Raw genomic sequence first — 18,043 nt, forward strand, 5'->3', positions numbered from 1 at the left:
GGGAGGTGGCACCACGATGCGCCCAGGACCGAGCCAGGACCACGTCCGACGGCAGAACCTCGGCGCCCTGCTGAGGCACGTGCACGTCCACGGTGCGACCACGCGCGCCGAACTGACCACCACGCTGGGCCTCAACCGCAGCACCATCGGCGCGCTCACCGCCGACCTGGTCGCAGTGGGGTTGGTCAGCGAGGGCGCGCCGAAGGAGACCGGCCGGGCCGGGCGACCGTCACTGGTCGTCCGGCCCGAATCGAGCCGGGTCTACGCGTACGCGTACTCGGTGGAGGTGGACCGACTGCGTGCCGCACGGATCGGGCTGGGTGGCGCGGTCCTGGACCGCCGTGATCTGGACCGACCGCGCGGCCTGCTGGCGGTGGAGGCCGCGCCGCTGTTGGCCGGCGCGGTCAAGGAAATGCAGCAGATGGTGCCGGCCGACGCGATCTGTGTCGGTGCCGGCGTCGCGGTCTGCGGCATGGTCCGTCGCGACGACGGCCTGGTCCGGCTCGGCCCGACCACCGGCTGGGTGGACGAGCCGATCGGCGCGGCACTCGGCGCCGAACTGGGCATCGATGTGCCGATCACGGTGGGCAACGTTGCTGACGTGGCCGCGTTCGCCGAGCACGTACGGGGCGTGGCGGCCGGCTGCGACAACGTCATCTACCTGTACGGCGATGTCGGCGTGGGTGCCGGCATCATCGCGGGTGGACGCCGGCTGACCGGGCACGGTGGGTACGGCGGCGAGGTCGGCCACATGAAGGTGGTCCGCGACGGCAGGCCCTGTGAGTGCGGCTCCCGGGGCTGCTGGGAGACCGAGATCGGCGAGCAGGGACTCCTCCGCGCTGCCGGACGCTCCGACGCCCGGGGCCGCGACTCGCTGCTGGCCGTCTTCGACGCCGCCGACCGGGGTGACGCCCGGGCCCAGACGGCGGTCCGCCACGCCGGCGACTGGCTCGGCTTCGGCGTGGCCAACCTGGTGAACGTCTTCAACCCCGAGATGGTCATCTTCGGCGGCACCATGCGGGACCTCTACCTCGCAGCGGCGGCCCAGATCCGCAGCCGGCTCAACTCCAACGCGCTCGGCGCCTGCCTGGAGCACGTCCGGCTGCGTACACCAAAGTTGGGCGGGGACGCCCCCCTGATCGGGGCCGCCGAGTTGGCCTTCGAACGGCTCCTCGCCGACCCCCTCGACGTGGGCTGATCCGCGTACCCTGTCCGGCGTGGATGTCGAGCTGCGTGCCTCCGACGACGACCGCAACCGGGTGGTCGCCGAGTTGCACCGGCACACCGCGGCGGGCCGGCTGACCCTGGACGAGTTTTCCGACCGGGTCGGTGCGGTGTGGACAGCGCGCACCCTCGGTGACCTGGCCGCGCTGACCCGCGACCTGCCGGCCCTGCCCGACGTGGCCGTCGACGGCGACTCCGTCGGGCACGGGCGTCGGGAGTTGCTGGTGCTCTTCGCCGTCGCCGCGCTCACCCTGCTGCTGCTCGGCGGCTTCCTCGCCGCCACCCGCTGATCCGCGTCGACCTCCGATGAACTGATCGCGCGATCAGTCCGTACCAGTGGGCGGACGGGCAGCCGGCAGGATGCGGTTGCCCGGTCCAGACGCGTTTCGGTCCGGACCGAGGAGGCACCACAGACATGGCATCGCTCAGATCCGCCCGTCGCTGGCTGGGCAACCGGACCCACCGGGCGGCGATGCTGCTCATCGCGATCGTCGCGGCGATCGGAGTGCTGCCCGGCGTGGCCGTCGCCGCGCCCGCCGGGGGCCAGCAGCTCAACGCCGCCGACATGACGCTGCTCAACGGGGTGCGGCTGGCCGGGTTGTGGGAGATGCCAGCCGGCCAGATGGCCGCCGAGAAGGGGCAGTCGGCGAAGGTTCGGGAGATCGGTGCCGGCATCGCCAAGGAGCACCAGCAGCTCGACCAGCTCGTGGTCGACGCGGCCAACAAGTTGGGTGCGACGATCCCCACCGAGCCGACCGCCGAGCAGAAGGGCTGGCTGGCGGAAATGCAGAAGGCCTCCGGCGCCCGGTTCGACCAGATCTTCGTCACCCGGCTCCGGGTCGCCCACGGCAAGATCTTCCCGGTGATCGGCGCCGTGCGGGCCAGCACCCGGGACGCCACCGTCCGCAAGCTCTGCGACGACTCCAACGGCTTCGTCATGCACCACATGCAGATGCTGGAGAGCACCGGGTTGGTCCGGTGGCCGGAGCTGCCGCCGGCCGCGCTGCCCGCCCCCGGTGACGACGGGCTGCTGGCCGCCGCCGCGGCGAACAGCGGCCCGCAGGTCGGAGTCAGCAGCACCGTCGTCTGGCTGGTCTTCCTCGCCGCGCTGGGCACCGGCGGAATCGCCACCTACCGGATGCTGCGCCGCCACTGACCAGCAACGGTGGCCTCGTTGGTGGCTCGCGTCAGCGGTCGACCTGGGTGAAATCCCAGGAGTGCGGGGCGCGGGCCACCAGCAGGGCAGGCGGATCCGGCAGCGGACGCGGATTGCTGCGCCACTTGGAGATGACCACCACGCGGTGGTCGGTGGACGAGAAGACCTCACTGGAGACGTACAGCGGGTCGTGCTCCAACTCGGGCAGAGCGGTGTCGCACACCCAGGTGATCAGATCAGCGACGCCGTACGCCTCGGCACGCGCCTCCCACATCCGTACGATCATGTCCGCCGCTCCCGTCACACGCTGACCGTGGTCAACGGCAGCGCGGAATCGGCCGGCAGGTCCAGCCGGCTCGGCGCGATCCCCGCGGCGACCAGGTGCGAACCGAGCGCGGCCACCATCGCCCCGTTGTCGGTGCACAGCTTCGGCCGGGGCACCCGGACCTGAATGCCGTACTTCTGGGCCCGCTGCTCGGCCAGCGCCCGCAGTCGCGAGTTCGCCGCCACTCCCCCTCCGATCACCAGCGTCTCGATCCCGTTGGCGCGGCAGGCGGCGAGCGCCTTGGTGGTCAGCACGTCACAGACCGCCTCCTGGAAGGACGCAGCCACGTCGGCCACCGGCACTGGCTCGCCGGCACGCTGACGCGCCTCTACCCAGCGGGCCACCGCCGTCTTCAGCCCGGAGAACGAGAAGTCGTACCGGTGGGCGGCGAGGTCCTTCGCGGCGGTCAGACCGCGTGGGAAGGCGATCGCGGCGGCGTCCCCGGCCCGGGCCTCCCGGTCGATGGGCGGGCCGCCCGGGAACGGCAGCCCGAGCAGCCGGGCAACCTTGTCGAACGCCTCGCCGGCCGCGTCGTCGATGGTGGCGCCGAGCGGGGCGACGCCCCGGGCCAGGTCGTCGATGAGCAGGAGGGATGAGTGGCCGCCGGACACCAGGAGCGCGATGGCGGGTTCGGGCAGTGGGCCATGCTCCAGGGTGTCCACCGCGACGTGGGCGGCGAGGTGGTTGACGCCGTACACCGGCTTCTCGGCGGCGAGCGCGTACCCCTTGGCGGCGGCGACGCCGACGAGCAGCGCGCCGGCCAACCCGGGGCCGGCGGTGACGGCGATCGCGTCGATGTCGGCCAGGGTGACGCCGGCCTCGGTCAGCGCCCGTTCCATGGTCGGCACGATGGCCTCCAGGTGTGCCCGGCTGGCCACCTCGGGCACCACACCCCCGAACCGGGCGTGCTCCTCGACGCTGGAGGCGAGCGCGTCGGCCAGCAGGGTGTGCCCCCGCACGATGCCGACGCCGGTCTCGTCGCAGGAGGTCTCGATACCCAGGATCAGCGGTTCGTCAGCCATGGTCGTGTGGTCCGTCCCCGGTCGGCTCGGCGTCGCGCCGCATGACCAGCGCGTCGGTGTTGCTCGGTTGGTAGTAGCCGCGCCGCACCGCGATCGGCTCGAACCCGTACGTCGCGTAGAGCCGCTGGGCGGCGGCGTTGTCCACGGCGACCTCCAGCAGGGTGCTGCGGGTGTCGCGCCGGGCCGCCTCGGCGAGCAGATCCTCCAGCAGGGCACGGCCTACTCCGCGCCGCTGGGCGTCCCGGCGGACAGCGATGTTCTGCACCCACACCTCGTCTGGCGGAACCCCGGCGAGCCCGGCGTAGCCGAGCACCGAACCGTCCGCGTCGACGGCGACCCGGTAGTGGTGCCCGTTGGCCAACTCGCTCCAGAACATGCCCGGCGACCACTGCTCGGCACCGAAGAGGTCCGCCTCGATCGGCAGCACGTCGTCGATGTGCCACCAGCGGAACGGGTTGAGCCGTACCGCCGTCATGGCAGGACCGGTTTGCGGACGGTCGCCACCACCGCGTCCGGGCGGCGCAGGTAGAGCGGGGTGAGCCGCTCTCCGGGCGCACCGGCCCGGACCCGCTCGGCGGCGAGCAGCGCCAGCACGGTGGCGTCCGGGTAGCGGGGCTCGACCCGAACGGGCAGGTCCAAAATCTCGGCGTACCGGTGCGCCCCGTCGCCGACCGCGATCGTCGCGCCCAACTCCCGGGCGCGTGCGGCGGCCACCACCGGCGTGGACACCTCCGGCCCGACGATCCGCTGACCGGCGCCGTCGTAGACGGCCCAGTAGAGCTCCTTGCGCCGGGCGTCGCTGGCGGCCAACAACGGCTCGCCGGACGCCGCCGGGTAGCCGATGGCGTCCAGCGAGCAGACGCCGTACGTGGGGATGCCGAGCACCTGGCCCATCGTCGCGGCGGTGACCAGGCCGACCCGCAGCCCGGTGAACGGCCCCGGGCCGAGCCCGGCGACGATGGCGGTCAGGTCACGCGGGCGCGCGTCGGCATCGGCGAGGACCGCATCCACCTGGGGCGCGAGCAGTTCGCCGTGTGCGCGCGCGTCGACCGTGCACCGGTGCGCCCGGGACACCACGCCGTCCGCCGAGACCTCCACCAGCGCTGCGGTCACCGCGGGAGTCGAGCTGTCCACCACGAGTACGAGCACGGTAAGCCAGCCTAGCCGCCCCGCCGCGACCGCCCGGTCACGCCCCGCCCCGCCGCCCCGGTCACACCCCGCAACCCCGCGACCCGGTGCCCCGCAACCCCGGTCATGCCCTGCCCTCGTCACACCCCCGCCCCAGCTCGGCCGCCCGCGCTGTGCCGCTGCCGCTGCCGGCCACCCGAACTGTTCACCGAGCTCGGTCGCCGCCGTGCCCAGCCCGCGTTTCCCGCACATGGGCGACAGCTCGGCGACCTGCACGGCGAGCGAGCGGGCGGGACGTCCCGGCCGAACACAACATCCTTCAATGAGCGCTATACCTGTGAGTCATAGATATGACTCACAGGCATAGCGCTCATCAGGGAACGGCCGCCCAGCCGCCCGAACGGACGCCACCCGCCCCAGTGATCTGGGAAGAGCGCTGGCAAGTCGTGAATCCGCCTCAGCGCTATCCGCCACAGGCCGGCCTGGTCCACCATCGCGACATGCCAACCGCGCGCCTCGTCACCTTGCTCGGCACCGCTGTCCGACAGCAACGGCATCTGCGCGAGCTGACCCAATGCGAGCTGGCCGAGTTGGCCGGAGTCAGCCAGGCGGCGGTCACACGGATCGAGCGCGGCGAGCGTGCGCCGAGCATCCCGGTGCTGGAACGGCTGCTCGCCGCCATGGATGTCCAGTTGGTCGTTGGGGTCGAGCCTCTGGACGCACACCTCGACGCCCGGATCGACGACCTGGCGGCCCGGCCGATCGCCGAGCGGGTCGACGAACTGGGCCTGAACGGGATGCTGGACCGGCTCAGCGACTTCCCACTGGTGATCACCGGGAGTACGGCTGCGTTGTTGCAGGGCGCGCCGGTGCCCGTCGAGGCACTGGAGATTGCCCTGCGGTGGCAGGATTCCAAACGGTTCACCCGCTGGCTGGAGGCGGCCTACGGCCAGCGGTGGAACGCCCGCTGGGGTGAGTTCGGCGGGGTGTGGCTGGAGCCCGAGGAGCCGGGCGAGCACCGTTGGTCGACCCGGTACGGCGAGGTCAGGGCAACGATGTGCGACGACCTGCCCGAGACGATCGAGGTGCGTCACGGTGGGCGGGGTTACCGGGTGGTGCCGCTGGTCGAGCTGGAGCTGACCGAGCCCCGCGCCGGCGAACTGTTGCGCCGCTACCGGGACCGGCAGCTGGCCAGCGGAGGCTGAACCAGTGCCGGCCGCGCGAGCTGCGGAACCCCGACGGCACGCTCAGCCAGCCGTGCGTTCCCAGTCGATGGTGGGCAGGCCGGCATCGGCGAGCGCCTTGTTGGCCGCGCTGAACGGACGGCTGCCGAGGAAGCCGTGCGGGTTCATCGGGCTGGGGTGTCCGGCCTCCAGCACCACGTGCTGTGGGTTGGTGACCAGGGCGGCCTTCTTACGGGCGTAGCCACCCCAGAGCAGGAAGACCACCCGGTCCGGCGACGCGTCCAGCGCCCGGATGGTCGCGTCGGTGAACTCCTCCCAGCCGGCATTGGCGTGCGAGCCCGGGGTGGCCTGACGGACGGTCAGCACCGCGTTGAGCAGCAGCACACCCTGGGCGGCCCAACCGTCGAGGTTGCCGCTGCGCGGCTTCGGCACGCCGAGATCCTCGCCCAGCTCCTTGAAGACATTGCGCAGCGACGGCGGCACCGTCACACCGTCGCGGACGCTGAAGCTCAGCCCGTGCGCCTGCCCAGCCCGGTGGTAAGGGTCCTGACCGAGGATCAGCACCCGAGTGCCCTGCGGCGGGCAGAGCCGGTATGCCGAGAACAGGTCCTCCACGGGCGGGAAGACGGTCTGCGTCGCATACTCCCGGGCGACGAATTCGGTCAGCGCGGCGGTGCGAGCCGCATCCAGGTGCGGGGTGAGCACGGCACGCCACTGCTCCGGCAGCAGGGCCAGCAGATCCAGGGCGGGGGCGTCGTCGGGCATCAGGAACCTCTCACACAGCGCGGGTTGGTCACCCGACTCTAGGCATCGGGTACGACAGCGGCCCGCCGGCCTAACCCAGGTCGGCCAGGCGCCGCGCCCAGTCGCCACCGATCGGGTCCAGCTCGACGATTCGGGTGTCGTCGTCGCGGCGGTCGATGCGGACCCGCAGGTGCGCGTCGACCAACTGCTCCACCAGGCCCTCGCCCCACTCCACCACGGTCACCGACTCGTCCACCGACGCGTCGAGGTCCAGGTCGTCGATCTCGGCGCGGGGATCGGTGGCGTCACCCAACCGGTACGCGTCGGCGTGCACCAGGGCCACCCGGCCGCCCCGGGCCGGATCGGGCCGGTGCACCCGGGCGATCACGAACGTCGGCGAGGTGATGTCCCCGCGGACACCGAGCCCGGCGCCGACGCCCTGGGTGAGCGCCGTCTTTCCGGCACCCAGCGGGCCTGTCAACAGCACCAGGTCGCCGGCTCGCAGCAGCCCGGCCAGGCGGCGACCGAACTCCCGAGTGTCCTCTACGGTCGGCAGCTTGACGACGTGACTCACCGTTCCTCCGGCTCTCCGAGTGTCTTGAGGAACCGCGCCAGCGCGGCGTTGACCTCGTCAGCGTGCTCCAGCATCACCACGTGACCGCTGTCCTTGATCTTGACGAACTCCGCGTGCGGCAGCCGCCGGACGATCTCCTCGGAGTGGGTCACCGGGGTGATCATGTCCTTGTCGCCGACCACCACCAGCACCGGCGTCGCGGCCAACGCCGCTAGAGCCGGAAAGCGCGAGTGGGTGGCCAGGGTCCGCAGATAGCGGGTCACCGTGTCGGCCGACGTCCGGGAGTTCATCATCTCCACGTAGGACACCAGCGAGGGGCTGGGCTTGCGGGTGCCGAAGCCGTACTTGCGGGTCAGCAGCCAGGCCACGTTCGACGTCGACCTGCGGGCCTTGTCGATCACCGGGCCGCCGTACCGGGTGGCGTTGCTGACCATGTACAGCACCGGGCCGCCGACCCGCCCGAGCAGCGCGGGCGCGACCAGCTTGGTCTCCGCGATGAGCCCGCCCGAGGTGGCCATCAGGACGGTGCCCACCACCCGGTCACCGAACAACTCCGGAAACAGCTCGGCGAACGCCATGATGGCCATGCCACCCATCGAGTGGCCGACCAGCACCAGCGGCCCCTCCGGGGCGGTTCGGTCGATCACCTGGCGCAGCGTCCGGCCGAGCACCGTGAGGTCGTACTCCCCGGTCTCCAGCCGGCCGGAACGGCCGTGACCGGGCTGGTCGTACGCCACGATCCGGTAGTCACCGCGCGCGGCGAGCATCTGGCGCTGAAAGTGGAACGTCCCCATGTCCAGGCAGAAGCCGTGCACCAGCACCACCGTCGGGTGCCCCGGCACCGGCCGGGTCGGCTCGACCACCTCGACGTGGATGTCCGTACCGTCCGGCAGCTCGAGACGGAACGCGTCGTCGTACCGCTGCTCGCCGAATGTCTCGTCGGCGTAGCGGTCGGCGGGGTCGGCCTTGAGGCGGCGGACCAGGGTGCGCTCGGTCGCGACGCCGGCCGCCAGGCCCGCCGCGGCCACTCCGACCGCGGCGCCGACGATCCCCGCGACCCGGCCCACCGCGGTCCGCGGACGCGGAATGCGGTAGCTCATGGCCGCTCGCCGTCATAGACCCGAGGCACACGAGTGCTGCCGAACCGGGTGACGATCTCGTAGTTGATCGTGCCGACCGCCTCGGCCCAGTCGTCGGCCGTCGGCTCACCGTCGGCACCGCTGCCGAAGAGCGTCGCCACGTCGCCGTCGGCCACGGGGTCGTCACCGCAGTCGATCACGAACTGGTCCATGCAGACCCGTCCCGAGATCGTGCGCCGTGCGCCGGCGAGCTGCACCGGACCGGTGTTGGAGGCGTGCCGGGGAACCCCGTCGGCGTACCCGAGTGGCACCACGGCCAGGTTCGCGTCGCTCGGCGTGGTGTAGGCGTGCCCGTAGGAGACACCGGTGCCGGCGGGCACCCGCTTGGTGAGCATCACCCGGGCGCGCGCGGTCATCGCCGGCCGCAGCCCGTACGTCTCACCGGCAACCGGGGAGAGACCGTAGATGGCCAGACCGGGGCGGACCAGGTCGAAGTGGGTGTCCGGGCGGGTCAGAGTGGCCGCCGAGTTGGCGAGGTGTCGCCAGCGCGGTCGCAGCCCGGCCCGCTCGACCATCGCCAGTCCTTCATGAAAGACGGCCAACTGACGGTCGGTGGTGGGGTGGCCCGGCATGTCCGCGTACACGAAATGGCTCCACACGCCGACCACCTCGACCAGGCCGTCCGCCTGCGCCTTCGCGGCGGCGTCCAGCAGCGCCGGCCAGTCGGCGACGGTCGCCCCACCCCGGGACAGCCCAGTGTCGATCTTCAGGTGCAGACGGGCGGGACGCTCGGCGAGCCTGCTCGCCTCGATCATCTCGTCCAGCTGGGGCAGGCTGGCCGCTCCCAGGTCCACCCCGGCGCTGACCCCCTCGTGCAGCGGCAGCCCGGGCGCGAGCAGCCAGGCCAGCACCGGCGCGGTCACCCCGGCTCGACGCAGGGTGAGCGCTTCGTCGAGGGTGCAGACACCGAGCCAGTCCGCCCCTGCGTCGAGCGCCGCGCGGGCGGCCGGAAGCATGCCATGGCCGTACCCGTCGCCCTTCACCACCGCCATCAGCTCGGCGCTGGTGCCGGAGCGGAGCCTGCTCACGTTCTCGCGGATCGCGTCAAGATCGACGCGTACCTCGGCCTGCCACATGCGCCCAGCCTACTTTCCGCTGTGATCAGCGCGGGCGGCGACGCACGGCCCCGGCGGGCGATCCGGTCAGCACACCCGGGATCGACACGATCAGCCCAGCCGGGCGAGCACCGGACGCAGCGCGGTCACCACATCGGGCGCGGTCACCGGGCCGCCCCGGGCCGCCTCCCGGCCGGCGAGCCCGTGCAGGTACGCGGCCGAGGCCGCAGCCCGATCGGCGGGCACCCCGGCCGCCAGCAGCGAGCCGAGCAGCCCGGCAAGCACATCGCCGGTGCCGCCGGTGGCCAGCGCCGAGGTGCCGGTCGGATTGACGAACGCCCGGCCGTCCGGCGTGCCGATCACCGTACGGTCCCCCTTGAGCAGCACCACCGCGTTCATCCAGGCGGCCAGCCGCAGCGCGGCGCCGACCCGGTCGGCGCCGGGCTCCTCCCCGCAGAGTCGGGCGAACTCGCGGTCGTGCGGGGTGACCACGATCGGCGCGTCCCGACCGCGCAGCCGGTCGGCGAGCGAGCCGTCCACCAGCAGGGTCAGCGCGTCGGCGTCGAGCACCACCGGCACCGGGGCGGCCAGCACGGCGCGCAGCTCGGCCGCCGCGTCCTCACCGGTGCCCAGCCCGGAGCCGCAGACCCAGGCCTGGACCCGGCCCGCGTCGGCGACCCGCCCACTGGCGATGACCGAGGGGTGCTGGTGCAGCACCTCATCACGGACGCTGCCGGCGTAACGCACCAGGCCGGTCGGCCCCGCCAGAGCGCCGCCCACGGAGAGCACCGCCGCGCCCGGGTAGGTCGCCGAGCCGGTCGACACGCCCACCACGCCCCGGCTGTACTTCTCCGACGCCGGGCCCAGCTCCGGCCACCAGTCGACCAGGTCGGACCACTCCGTGACCCGTAGCGCCGGTGTGCCTCGCAGCCACGGCCGCAGCCCGATGTCGACCAGCTCCACGTGCCCGGCCAGGGCGGCAGCCGGCCCGACCACCAGTGCGGGCTTCAGCGCGCCGAACGCCACCGTCACATCGGCGCGGACCGCGCTGGGCCGGCCGGACGAAGCCAGCGGCACGTGGCCGGTGTCCACCGCAACCCCGCTCGGCAGATCCACCGCCAGCACGGTGGCACGCTCGCCGTCGCGCCCGCGCAGCTCGCCGAGGCGCTGGACCACCTCGTCCGCGCTCGCCCGCAGCCCGCCGGTGCCACCGATGCCGACGATGCCGTCGAGGACCAGGTCGACCGGGCCGGCCGGTCGCGGCACCAGCCGCCCGCCAGCGGCTCTCAGCGCGGCGAGCCCCGCAGCATGCGCGCGCCCGGTGAGAAGCAGGGCGGACACCTGGACACCCCGGCGGGCCAGCCGCTCTCCCGCGTACAGCGCGTCACCGCCGTTGTCGCCGGAGCCGACCAGCAGCAGCACACGGCCGCCGTAGACCCCGCCCCGCTCGGCGAGCAGCAGCGCGGCCCGACGGGCCAGCCCGGCGGCGGCGCGCTGCATCAGCGTCCCCTCCGGCAGCGTGCCCATCAGCCCCGCCTCGGCCGCCCGTACGTCGGCCACCCGCCACACCGCTCTCATGCCACCGTGTCCCATTCCGCTCGCGGGTGGGGCCGATCGGCCCGCCCGGCCGACGTCATCGTTCCGCGACCACCATCGCCGACGCGATCCCCCCGTCGTGCGACAGCGAGAGATGCCAGTGGTTGACCCCACGTGCGTCGGCTGCCGCCGCGACCGTGCCGGACACGGCCAGCCAGGGGCGGCCATCCGGATCGGGCACGATCTCGCAGTCGTGCCAGCTCAGCCCCGCCGGAGCGCCGAGCGCCTTGGCCACGGCCTCCTTGGCGGCGAACCGGGCGGCGAGCGACTCCGGCGAGCGCGGGTTGCCGGAGCGGGTGGTCCGCTCGGCCTCGGTGAAGAGCCGGTCGGCGAGCAGCGGCGTCCGTGCCAGGGCCCCGGCGAACCGGTCGACCAGGACGACGTCGATGCCGACAGCGACGATCACCACACCACCCTACCGGCGGCCGAGGCCGCAGATTAGCCGTCGAGCCCGCCGTGGGCAACGCCTGTGGACACGCCGGGGTACGGCCCACCGCCGGCTGTCCACAGGGCACGTTGAGGCCTCCCGTCCCCGCCTAACGTCAGCGCGTCGATGCTGATCGTGCACGGGGGTGTGGTCATGACGGATGAGCCGTTGGCGGTCCGGCCGGAGGAGCTGCGGGCGGTCGCCGTCACGCTCGATGACGAGGCGCACCGGCTGGCGCTGGGCCTGGCGGGAGTGCCCGGGTTGCTGGTGGCAGCGCCCGAGTGGCGAGCTGGCGCGGCTCTGGCCGGGCTGGAGACAGCCGCGCACGCCTGGTTCTGCCGGCTGGCCGCTCAGGTCGCGGCGGCCTCCGCCGGGGTCCGGGCGGCGGCCGAGGCGTACGAGACGGTGGACGACCGGGCCGCCGACCGGTTCGCCGCCCTGCCACGATGAGCAGTGTCGGCTACCGGCAGCTGTGGGCAGCCGATCCGGGCGGGTGGCGGGCCGCCGGGGCCGCCTGGGCCGGATTGACCGGGCCGCTCGATCGACGCGTCGGGGAGCTGCGTGGGGCCGCCGGGCGGCTGCGGGGCGGTTGGTCCGGTGCGGCCGCCACGGCGGCGGACGCCCGGCTCGCCGGTCTGCGTGACGAGCTGACGGCTGTCGCGCCCGCGTTGATCGAGGTCGACCAGGTGCTGGCCGAGTTGGCTGGCCGGCTGACGCTGGCGAAGGCGCGGCTCACCGAGGCGGTCGCTCAGGCGGACGCGGCCGGCCTGGTGGTGGACCGCTCGGGCGGGGTGCACGTCGATCCCGCGCGGGTCCGGCCCACCGAGCGGGCCGGCGTGGCGGCGGCCCGGGTGGCGGCGACCCTGCGGGACGCGCTCGACGAGGCAGGGGCCGCGGATCGGGTCGCCGCCGACCGGTTGGATGAGCTGGCCCGGGCCGCCGGCTCCGGCTGGGCGTCTACGCCACCACCGGGCCGGCCGGCCCCCGGTGCCGCGCCGATGCTGGTCCGCGCCTGGTGGTCGGGGTTGACACCGGCCCAGCGACGGTGGCTCATCGGGCGCGAGTCGGCCCTGATCGGCCGGTTGGACGGGGTGCCAGTGGCCGCCCGTGACCAGGCCAACCGGCTGCGGCTGGGCGTTTGGCGCGAGGAGTTGCTGGCTGAGCGGCGACGGTTGCTGGCCCGGGTGCCGCCGGGGCCGCTCGCGTCGGTCCGACTGCACGGGGTGGCCGGGCGGTTGGCCGGTCTGGACACGCTGGCCGGGCGGCTGACGTCCGGCGGGGAGCCACGGGCGTACCTGCTCGGGCTGGATCCGGCTGGTGAGGGCCGGGTGGTGGTGGCGCTCGGCGACCCGGACCACGCCGACCGCGTGCTGACCTACGTGCCGGGGATGACCGCCGGCCTGGACGACGCCCCGGGCGAGCTGGGCAGGGCGGCGCGAGTGCTGGACCGGTGCACCGCGCTCGCGCCGGGTGAGCGCAGCGCGGCGGTGCTCTGGTTGGACTACGACGCTCCGGATTTCCTGACCGAGGCCGCCTCGGCTGGCCAGGCCCGGGACGCCGGCCCGGCACTGCACCGCTTTCAGGACGGGCTGCGGGCCAGCCACGAGGGGCCACCGGCCCGGCAGACCGTGCTCGGGCACAGCTACGGGTCGCTGGTGGTGGGTGTGACCGCCCGGGAGCACGGGCTGGCCGCCGACGCGCTGGTCTTCGTCGGCTCGCCCGGAGTCGGCGCGTCGCACGCCGCCGAGTTGGGCGTGCCACCCGGGGAGGTCTGGGCGAGCAGCGCCCCCGACGACGTGATCCGGGCTGCCCGTCCGGTGGACGAGATCGGCCGGCGAGCCCTGCTCGGGGCGACTCCGCTGGCCGCCGTGCTGGGCTGGCCCGACCGGACCGGGCACGAGCTGTGGTTCGGTCACGACCCGGCCGATCCCGGGTTCGGCGGTCGGGTCTTCGGCAGTGGTCGAGGCGGGCACACCGGTTACTGGGACCCGGGCAACCCCGCGCTGGACGGGATGGCCCGGGTCGTACTGGGCCGCTGACGGCCCTACTCGACGGTGACCGACTTCGCCAGGTTGCGGGGCTGGTCCACGTCGTGCCCCCGGGCGGCGGCGATCTCGGCGGCGAGCACCTGCAGCGGCACCGTGGTGACGAGCGGGGCCAGCAGGGTCGGCGTACGCGGCACGTAGATCAGGTGGTCGGCGTACCGGACGACGGCCTCGTCGCCCTCCTCCGCGATCACGATGGTCCGCGCACCGCGCGCCCGGACCTCCTGGATGTTGGAGACGACCTTGTCGTGCAGCATGCCCCGGCCAACCGGCGACGGCACCACGCAGATCACCGGGGTGCCCTTGTCGATCAGGGCGATCGGGCCGTGCTTCAGCTCACCGGCCGCGAAGCCCTCGGCGTGCATGTACGCCAACTCCTTGAGCTTCAGCGCGCCCTCCAGCGCCACCGGGTAGCCGACGTGCCGGCCGATGAACAGCACGGTGGGCTCGGACTTCAGCTCCCGGGCCAGCTCGCGCACGGGCTCGATCCGGCTCAGCAGCTCGCGCAGCTTGCCCGGTATCTCCTGCAACTGCGCGACCACCGCGCCCACCTCGTCGGCGAACTTGATCCCGCGCACCTGAGCGAGGTGCAGGCCGATCAGGTAGCAGGCGACGACCTGGGTGAGGAACGCCTTGGTGGACGCGACGGCGATCTCCGGCCCGCCGTGGGTGTAGAGCACGGCGTCGGACTCACGGGGAATGGTCGAGCCGTTGGTGTTGCAGATGGCCAGCACCCGGGCCTTCTGGTCCTTGGCGTGGCGCAGCGCCATCAGGGTGTCCATCGTCTCGCCGGACTGCGAGATCACCACGATCAGCGTGGACCGGTCGAGGACCGGGTCGCGGTAACGGAACTCGCTGGCCAGCTCCACCTCGCACGGGATCCGCGTCCAGTGCTCGATGGCGTACTTGGCGACCATGCCGGCGTGGTACGCCGTGCCGCAGGCCACGATGAAGATCTTGTCGACGTCGCGCAGATCCTGGTCGCTGAGGCGGACCTCGTCGAGGGCGATCTCACCGCTTTCGGTGAGCCGGCCGAGCAGCGTGTCGGCGATGGCCTGCGGCTGCTCCTCGATCTCCTTGAGCATGAACCAGTCGTAGCCGCCCTTCTCCGCGGCCGAGGAATCCCAGTCGATGTGGAAATCCTTGCCAGCGGCGGGCTGACCGTCGAAGTCGGTGATCTCGATGCTGTCGCCGGTGATGAGGACGATCTGGTCCTGACCCAGCTCGACCGCTTCCCGGGTGTGCTCGATGAACGCGGCCACGTCGCTGGCCAGGTAGTTTTCCCCGTCGCCCCGGCCGACGACCAGCGGCGAGTTGCGCCGGGCACCGACGACCGCACCGGGCACCGAGGCGTCTACCGCGAGCAGGGTGAAGGCGCCCTCCAGCCGCTGGCAGACCACCCGCATGCCGGCGGCGAGCAACTGCGGGCCGTCCGGCTGGCCGGCGGAGCGCAGGTCGGCCAGCGCGGCGGAGAGCAGGTGCGCGGCGCACTCGGTGTCGGTGTCGCTGATGAACTGGACGCCGTCGGCCTCCAGCTCCGTACGAAGCTTGGCGAAGTTTTCGATGATGCCGTTGTGGATCACCGCGACCCGCCCGTCGGGGGCGACGTGCGGGTGGGCGTTGCGGTCGGTCGGGCCGCCATGGGTGGCCCACCGGGTGTGCCCGATGCCGGTGGTGCCGTCACCGATGCCGATCGGGCTGGCCGCGCAGGAGGTCGGGTCGTCGGCGGCCCGCTCGGACAGCACCTTTTCCAGGTTGGCCAGCTTGCCGGCCTTCTTCTCGGTCAGGAGCTGGTCTTCGCAGACGATGGCGACGCCCGCCGAGTCGTAGCCGCGGTATTCCAGCCGCCGTAGCCCGTCGAGGACGATGCCGAGTGCGGGGCGCGCGCCCGCGTATCCCACGATTCCACACATGGCCCGCAGCCTAACCCAGTTTCGCACACGATGGGTGCTCGAAAGCGGGGTTATCAATCACCGAATCTGAGCGATCGGTGGTTGACGGGTCACAACAGGACGAGCTGCCAGGTTCGCTCGTGCCCGTCCCCCGCCGACGGGGTTGCGGCGGGCCTTCGCGTACGACAGTCTCTCGGCGGGCTCGGCGCGCACGTCCGTCCCATACCCACTCCCACCCGGAGCAGCCATGTCCGACGCGCCCCCGCCCGACCCGTCCCCCTCCCCACCACCGGACCCGCCATCCGCACCACCGCCGGATCCGACGGCGCCGCCCTCCTCGGCTCCGATCCCGGCGACCGACCCGCTGGCCCCGGGCCAGCCGTGGGCACCGCCTGCCCCGTGGACGCCGACCCCGTGGGCGCCGTCCCCGCCGGCCGCGCCGTGGGCACCGTCCCCGCCCGCGACCCACTGGACGCCCCAACCGCCTGCGGCCCCATGGACGCCCGAACCGCCGACGACCCCGTGGGCACCGTCCCCGCCCGACGCCTCGGACCCGCCGCCCGCCGGACCGCCGCCGCCAGCAGGGTGGCCCACGCCCGCCGGCTCGCCGGCCGCCGCTCCGCCGCCAGCAGGGTGGCCCACCGCCGGACAGCCACCGCCCGGCGGGTGGCCACCGGCCGCCGGATGGCCACCGCCCGGCTATCCGCCGCCGTACGCCTACCCCGGGTACCCGCAGGTCAGCGGCAGCCCGGCCACGGGAAGCGGCCGGGTCGTCGGGATCGTCGTCGCCGTCTTCGTGGTGCTGGTCCTGGCCCTCTGCGGCTGCCTGTGCGCGGGCAACTTCCTGCTCAATGCGTCCGCTCCGGACCCGATCGCCGGAGACCCGTGGGTCGTCCCCGACGACGACGGCTGGACCGCGCCTGCCGCCCCGCCGCCCACCGTGGGGCCATCCACCCCCGCCAAGCAGCCGATCACCCGACCGACTTCGGGGCCGGCCCCGGTGACGGTGGTCTACGAGGTCAGCGGGAACGGGCGGGCCGACATCGCCTACTTCGACGCCGAGAGTGACCTCATCCACGTCGACGGCACGACGTTGCCCTGGCGCACCACCATCCGGACCAACGGCCAGAGCCGGGTCATGGTGGAGGCCAGATGGGACGACGATGAGGGTGAGAAACCGCTCGACTGCACCGTCACGGTCACCGGCGCCGGCAAGCCGGTCGTCAATACCGCTCGGGGGACCTGGGCTACCAGTTGCACGCCCGAGTGAGGCTGGGGTTCGGCCGGGGGCACCCGTAGGCTGGCGCAGGTGACGACGAGCACCGATGTCGACCCGCTGGTGGCCCGGATGCGGCCGTTCGGCACGACGATCTTCGCCGAGATGTCCGCCCTCGCCGTGCGGACCGGCGCGGTCAACCTCGGCCAGGGCTTCCCCGACACCGACGGGCCACCGGAGATGCTGGCTGCCGCCGCCGAGGCCCTGCGCGGCGGGCAGAACCAGTACCCGCCCGGGCCGGGGATCCCCGCCCTGCGCGCGGCGGTCGCGGCTCATCAGCAACGGTTCCACGATCTGGCGTACGACCCGGACGGCGAGATCGTGATCACCGCGGGCGCGACCGAGGCGATCGCGGCGAGCATCCTCGCCCTCTGCGAACCGGGTGACGAGGTGGTCTGCTTCGAGCCGTACTACGACTCGTACGCCGCCTCGATCGCACTGGCCGGCGCGGTCCGGCGGCCGGTGACCCTGCGCCCCGCCGCCGACGGTCGGTACGCCTTCGACCCGGCGGCGCTGCGCGCGGCATTCGGGCCACGCACCCGGCTGGTGCTGCTCAACTCACCGCACAACCCGACCGGCAAGGTGTTCACCCCGGCCGAACTGGCGCTGGTCGCCGAACTGTGCCAGGAGCACGGCGCCTATGCGGTCACCGACGAGGTGTACGAGCACCTGGTCTTCACCGACGCGGCGAGCCCGCACGTGCCGCTGGCCACCCTGCCCGGGATGTGGGAGCGGACATTGCGCATCTCGTCGGCCGGCAAGACGTTCTCCTGCACGGGTTGGAAGGTCGGCTGGGTGAGCGGCCCGGCGGCGCTGGTCTCGGCGGTGCTGCGGGTGAAGCAGTTCCTCACCTTCGCCAACGCCTCGCCACTGCAACCGGCGGTAGCCGTGGCGCTGGCCCTGCCGGACGACTACTACACCGGCTTCCGGGACGGGCTCCAGCAGCGGCGCGACCAACTCGTCAGCGGTCTCACCGACGCCGGGTTCGAGGTGCTCAGCCCGGAGGGGACGTACTTCGTCACGGCCGACGTCACCGCCCTCGGCGGGCGGGACGGGGTGGAGTTTTGCCGCTCACTACCGGAGCGCTGCGGCGTGGTGGCGGTGCCCACCCAGGTCTTCTACGACGACGTCGACGCGGGCCGGCGGCTGATCCGCTTCGCCTTCTGCAAACGCCCCGAGGTGCTGACCGAGGCGGTCACCCGGCTACACGCCCTAACCCCAACCAGCTGACCCGCCCCACCCCCACCCCCGCCCTT

General features: G+C 73.2%; 19 protein-coding genes. 8 read left to right on the forward strand and 11 right to left on the reverse strand.

All coding sequences use genetic code 11. The annotated features are described in order from the left end of the window. Positions 1 to 16 precede the first annotated feature (16 nt). The 3 genes from ABZT18_RS06130 (at position 17) to ABZT18_RS06140 (ending at position 2,380) form a co-directional block, all read left to right on the forward strand. On the forward strand, positions 17 to 1,198 hold the full coding sequence (locus ABZT18_RS06130; RefSeq protein WP_354995082.1) for an ROK family transcriptional regulator: 1,182 nt from the start codon (positions 17 to 19) through the stop codon (positions 1,196 to 1,198). Positions 1,199 to 1,217: 19 nt separating this feature from the next. Beyond that, positions 1,218 to 1,514 (forward strand): DUF1707 domain-containing protein, encoded by a 297-nt coding sequence (locus ABZT18_RS06135; protein WP_354995081.1) that lies wholly within the window; start codon positions 1,218 to 1,220, stop codon positions 1,512 to 1,514. A 125-nt stretch (positions 1,515 to 1,639) separates the two neighbouring features. Continuing rightward, a complete protein-coding gene (locus ABZT18_RS06140; protein WP_354995080.1) occupies positions 1,640 to 2,380 on the forward strand; it encodes a DUF4142 domain-containing protein in 741 nt (246 codons plus the stop codon). 31 nt (positions 2,381 to 2,411) lie between these two features. On the opposite strand, the gene ABZT18_RS06145 is transcribed toward ABZT18_RS06140, so the two are convergent. Genes ABZT18_RS06145 through tsaB form a run of 4 tightly spaced genes read right to left on the reverse strand, consistent with a single transcriptional unit; the run spans position 2,412 to position 4,876 of the window. Further along, the gene (locus ABZT18_RS06145; protein ID WP_088987640.1) at positions 2,412 to 2,666 is read right to left on the reverse strand and encodes a hypothetical protein; all 255 of its coding nucleotides are present in this window, start codon (positions 2,664 to 2,666) and stop codon (positions 2,412 to 2,414) included. Positions 2,667 to 2,680: 14 nt separating this feature from the next. Beyond that, positions 2,681 to 3,727 (reverse strand): tRNA (adenosine(37)-N6)-threonylcarbamoyltransferase complex transferase subunit TsaD, encoded by a 1,047-nt coding sequence (gene tsaD / locus ABZT18_RS06150; RefSeq protein WP_354995079.1) that lies wholly within the window; start codon positions 3,725 to 3,727, stop codon positions 2,681 to 2,683. Continuing rightward, entirely contained in the window at positions 3,720 to 4,202 is a 483-nt protein-coding gene (gene rimI, locus ABZT18_RS06155) for a ribosomal protein S18-alanine N-acetyltransferase (protein ID WP_354995078.1), read from the reverse strand. The genes tsaD and rimI overlap by 8 nt, the downstream gene beginning before the upstream one ends. After that, complete coding sequence (gene tsaB, locus ABZT18_RS06160) at positions 4,199 to 4,876, reverse strand: tRNA (adenosine(37)-N6)-threonylcarbamoyltransferase complex dimerization subunit type 1 TsaB (protein WP_354995077.1); 678 nt, start codon at positions 4,874 to 4,876, stop codon at positions 4,199 to 4,201. Before tsaB ends, rimI begins: the two co-directional genes overlap by 4 nt. A gap of 479 nt (positions 4,877 to 5,355) precedes the next feature. On the opposite strand from tsaB, the gene ABZT18_RS06165 reads away from it, so the two are divergent. Beyond that, positions 5,356 to 6,060, forward strand: coding sequence for a helix-turn-helix transcriptional regulator (locus ABZT18_RS06165; protein ID WP_354995076.1), 705 nt, complete (start codon positions 5,356 to 5,358; stop codon positions 6,058 to 6,060). Between the two features lie 42 nt (positions 6,061 to 6,102). Here the strand turns inward: ABZT18_RS06165 and ung are convergent, their stop codons facing one another. The 6 genes from ung to ABZT18_RS06195 form a co-directional block, all read right to left on the reverse strand. Beyond that, the gene (gene ung / locus ABZT18_RS06170) at positions 6,103 to 6,804 is read right to left on the reverse strand and encodes a uracil-DNA glycosylase (RefSeq protein WP_354995075.1); all 702 of its coding nucleotides are present in this window, start codon (positions 6,802 to 6,804) and stop codon (positions 6,103 to 6,105) included. Between the two features lie 70 nt (positions 6,805 to 6,874). After that, positions 6,875 to 7,357 carry a tRNA (adenosine(37)-N6)-threonylcarbamoyltransferase complex ATPase subunit type 1 TsaE gene (gene tsaE / locus ABZT18_RS06175; RefSeq protein WP_354995074.1) on the reverse strand — a complete coding sequence of 161 codons (483 nt, stop codon included), beginning with the start codon at positions 7,355 to 7,357 and terminating at the stop codon, positions 6,875 to 6,877. Then, positions 7,354 to 8,457, reverse strand: a complete 1,104-nt coding sequence (locus tag ABZT18_RS06180) for an alpha/beta hydrolase (RefSeq protein WP_354995073.1) — start codon at positions 8,455 to 8,457, stop codon at positions 7,354 to 7,356. Before ABZT18_RS06180 ends, tsaE begins: the two co-directional genes overlap by 4 nt. After that, entirely contained in the window at positions 8,454 to 9,572 is a 1,119-nt protein-coding gene (gene alr, locus ABZT18_RS06185) for an alanine racemase (protein WP_354995072.1), read from the reverse strand. The genes ABZT18_RS06180 and alr overlap by 4 nt, the downstream gene beginning before the upstream one ends. A 90-nt stretch (positions 9,573 to 9,662) precedes the next feature. After that, positions 9,663 to 11,129, reverse strand: a complete 1,467-nt coding sequence (locus ABZT18_RS06190; RefSeq protein ID WP_354995071.1) for an NAD(P)H-hydrate dehydratase — start codon at positions 11,127 to 11,129, stop codon at positions 9,663 to 9,665. A gap of 55 nt (positions 11,130 to 11,184) precedes the next feature. Next, positions 11,185 to 11,553, reverse strand: coding sequence for a holo-ACP synthase (locus ABZT18_RS06195; protein ID WP_354995070.1), 369 nt, complete (start codon positions 11,551 to 11,553; stop codon positions 11,185 to 11,187). Positions 11,554 to 11,727: 174 nt separating this feature from the next. On the opposite strand from ABZT18_RS06195, the gene ABZT18_RS06200 reads away from it, so the two are divergent. Next, a complete protein-coding gene (locus ABZT18_RS06200) occupies positions 11,728 to 12,024 on the forward strand; it encodes a hypothetical protein (RefSeq protein WP_354995069.1) in 297 nt (98 codons plus the stop codon). After that, positions 12,021 to 13,613: an alpha/beta hydrolase gene (locus ABZT18_RS06205; RefSeq protein ID WP_354995068.1), complete on the forward strand. Its 1,593-nt coding sequence runs from the start codon at positions 12,021 to 12,023 to the stop codon at positions 13,611 to 13,613. The genes ABZT18_RS06200 and ABZT18_RS06205 overlap by 4 nt, the downstream gene beginning before the upstream one ends. Before the next feature lie 5 nt (positions 13,614 to 13,618). Here ABZT18_RS06205 and glmS read toward each other — a convergent pair whose 3' ends face one another. Next, positions 13,619 to 15,532: a glutamine--fructose-6-phosphate transaminase (isomerizing) gene (gene glmS / locus ABZT18_RS06210; RefSeq protein ID WP_354995067.1), complete on the reverse strand. Its 1,914-nt coding sequence runs from the start codon at positions 15,530 to 15,532 to the stop codon at positions 13,619 to 13,621. Positions 15,533 to 16,307: 775 nt separating this feature from the next. Between glmS and ABZT18_RS06215 the strand changes: the two genes are divergently transcribed. Together ABZT18_RS06215 and ABZT18_RS06220 are read left to right on the forward strand one after the other, a co-directional pair. Then, entirely contained in the window at positions 16,308 to 16,781 is a 474-nt protein-coding gene (locus tag ABZT18_RS06215) for an MmpS family transport accessory protein (protein WP_354995066.1), read from the forward strand. 39 nt (positions 16,782 to 16,820) lie between these two features. Next, positions 16,821 to 18,017, forward strand: a complete 1,197-nt coding sequence (locus ABZT18_RS06220; protein WP_354995065.1) for a pyridoxal phosphate-dependent aminotransferase — start codon at positions 16,821 to 16,823, stop codon at positions 18,015 to 18,017. Positions 18,018 to 18,043: the final 26 nt, after the last annotated feature.

The sequence above is a fragment of the Micromonospora sp. NPDC005291 genome (assembly GCF_040607415.1).
Classification (GTDB): domain Bacteria; phylum Actinomycetota; class Actinomycetes; order Mycobacteriales; family Micromonosporaceae; genus Micromonospora.

Coding starts and splice junctions, on each gene's coding strand:
- ABZT18_RS06140 (WP_354995080.1), top strand. CDS start 1,640: ATGGCATCGCTCAGATCCGCCCGTCGCTGGCTGGGCAACCGGACCCAC.
- ABZT18_RS06200 (WP_354995069.1), top strand. CDS start 11,728: ATGACGGATGAGCCGTTGGCGGTCCGGCCGGAGGAGCTGCGGGCGGTC.
- ABZT18_RS06190 (WP_354995071.1), bottom strand. CDS start 11,129: ATGAGAGCGGTGTGGCGGGTGGCCGACGTACGGGCGGCCGAGGCGGGG.
- ABZT18_RS06145 (WP_088987640.1), bottom strand. CDS start 2,666: ATGATCGTACGGATGTGGGAGGCGCGTGCCGAGGCGTACGGCGTCGCT.
- ung (WP_354995075.1), bottom strand. CDS start 6,804: ATGCCCGACGACGCCCCCGCCCTGGATCTGCTGGCCCTGCTGCCGGAG.
- ABZT18_RS06180 (WP_354995073.1), bottom strand. CDS start 8,457: ATGAGCTACCGCATTCCGCGTCCGCGGACCGCGGTGGGCCGGGTCGCG.
- alr (WP_354995072.1), bottom strand. CDS start 9,572: ATGTGGCAGGCCGAGGTACGCGTCGATCTTGACGCGATCCGCGAGAAC.
- ABZT18_RS06130 (WP_354995082.1), top strand. CDS start 17: ATGCGCCCAGGACCGAGCCAGGACCACGTCCGACGGCAGAACCTCGGC.
- ABZT18_RS06205 (WP_354995068.1), top strand. CDS start 12,021: ATGAGCAGTGTCGGCTACCGGCAGCTGTGGGCAGCCGATCCGGGCGGG.
- rimI (WP_354995078.1), bottom strand. CDS start 4,202: ATGACGGCGGTACGGCTCAACCCGTTCCGCTGGTGGCACATCGACGAC.
- glmS (WP_354995067.1), bottom strand. CDS start 15,532: ATGTGTGGAATCGTGGGATACGCGGGCGCGCGCCCCGCACTCGGCATC.
- ABZT18_RS06165 (WP_354995076.1), top strand. CDS start 5,356: ATGCCAACCGCGCGCCTCGTCACCTTGCTCGGCACCGCTGTCCGACAG.
- tsaD (WP_354995079.1), bottom strand. CDS start 3,727: ATGGCTGACGAACCGCTGATCCTGGGTATCGAGACCTCCTGCGACGAG.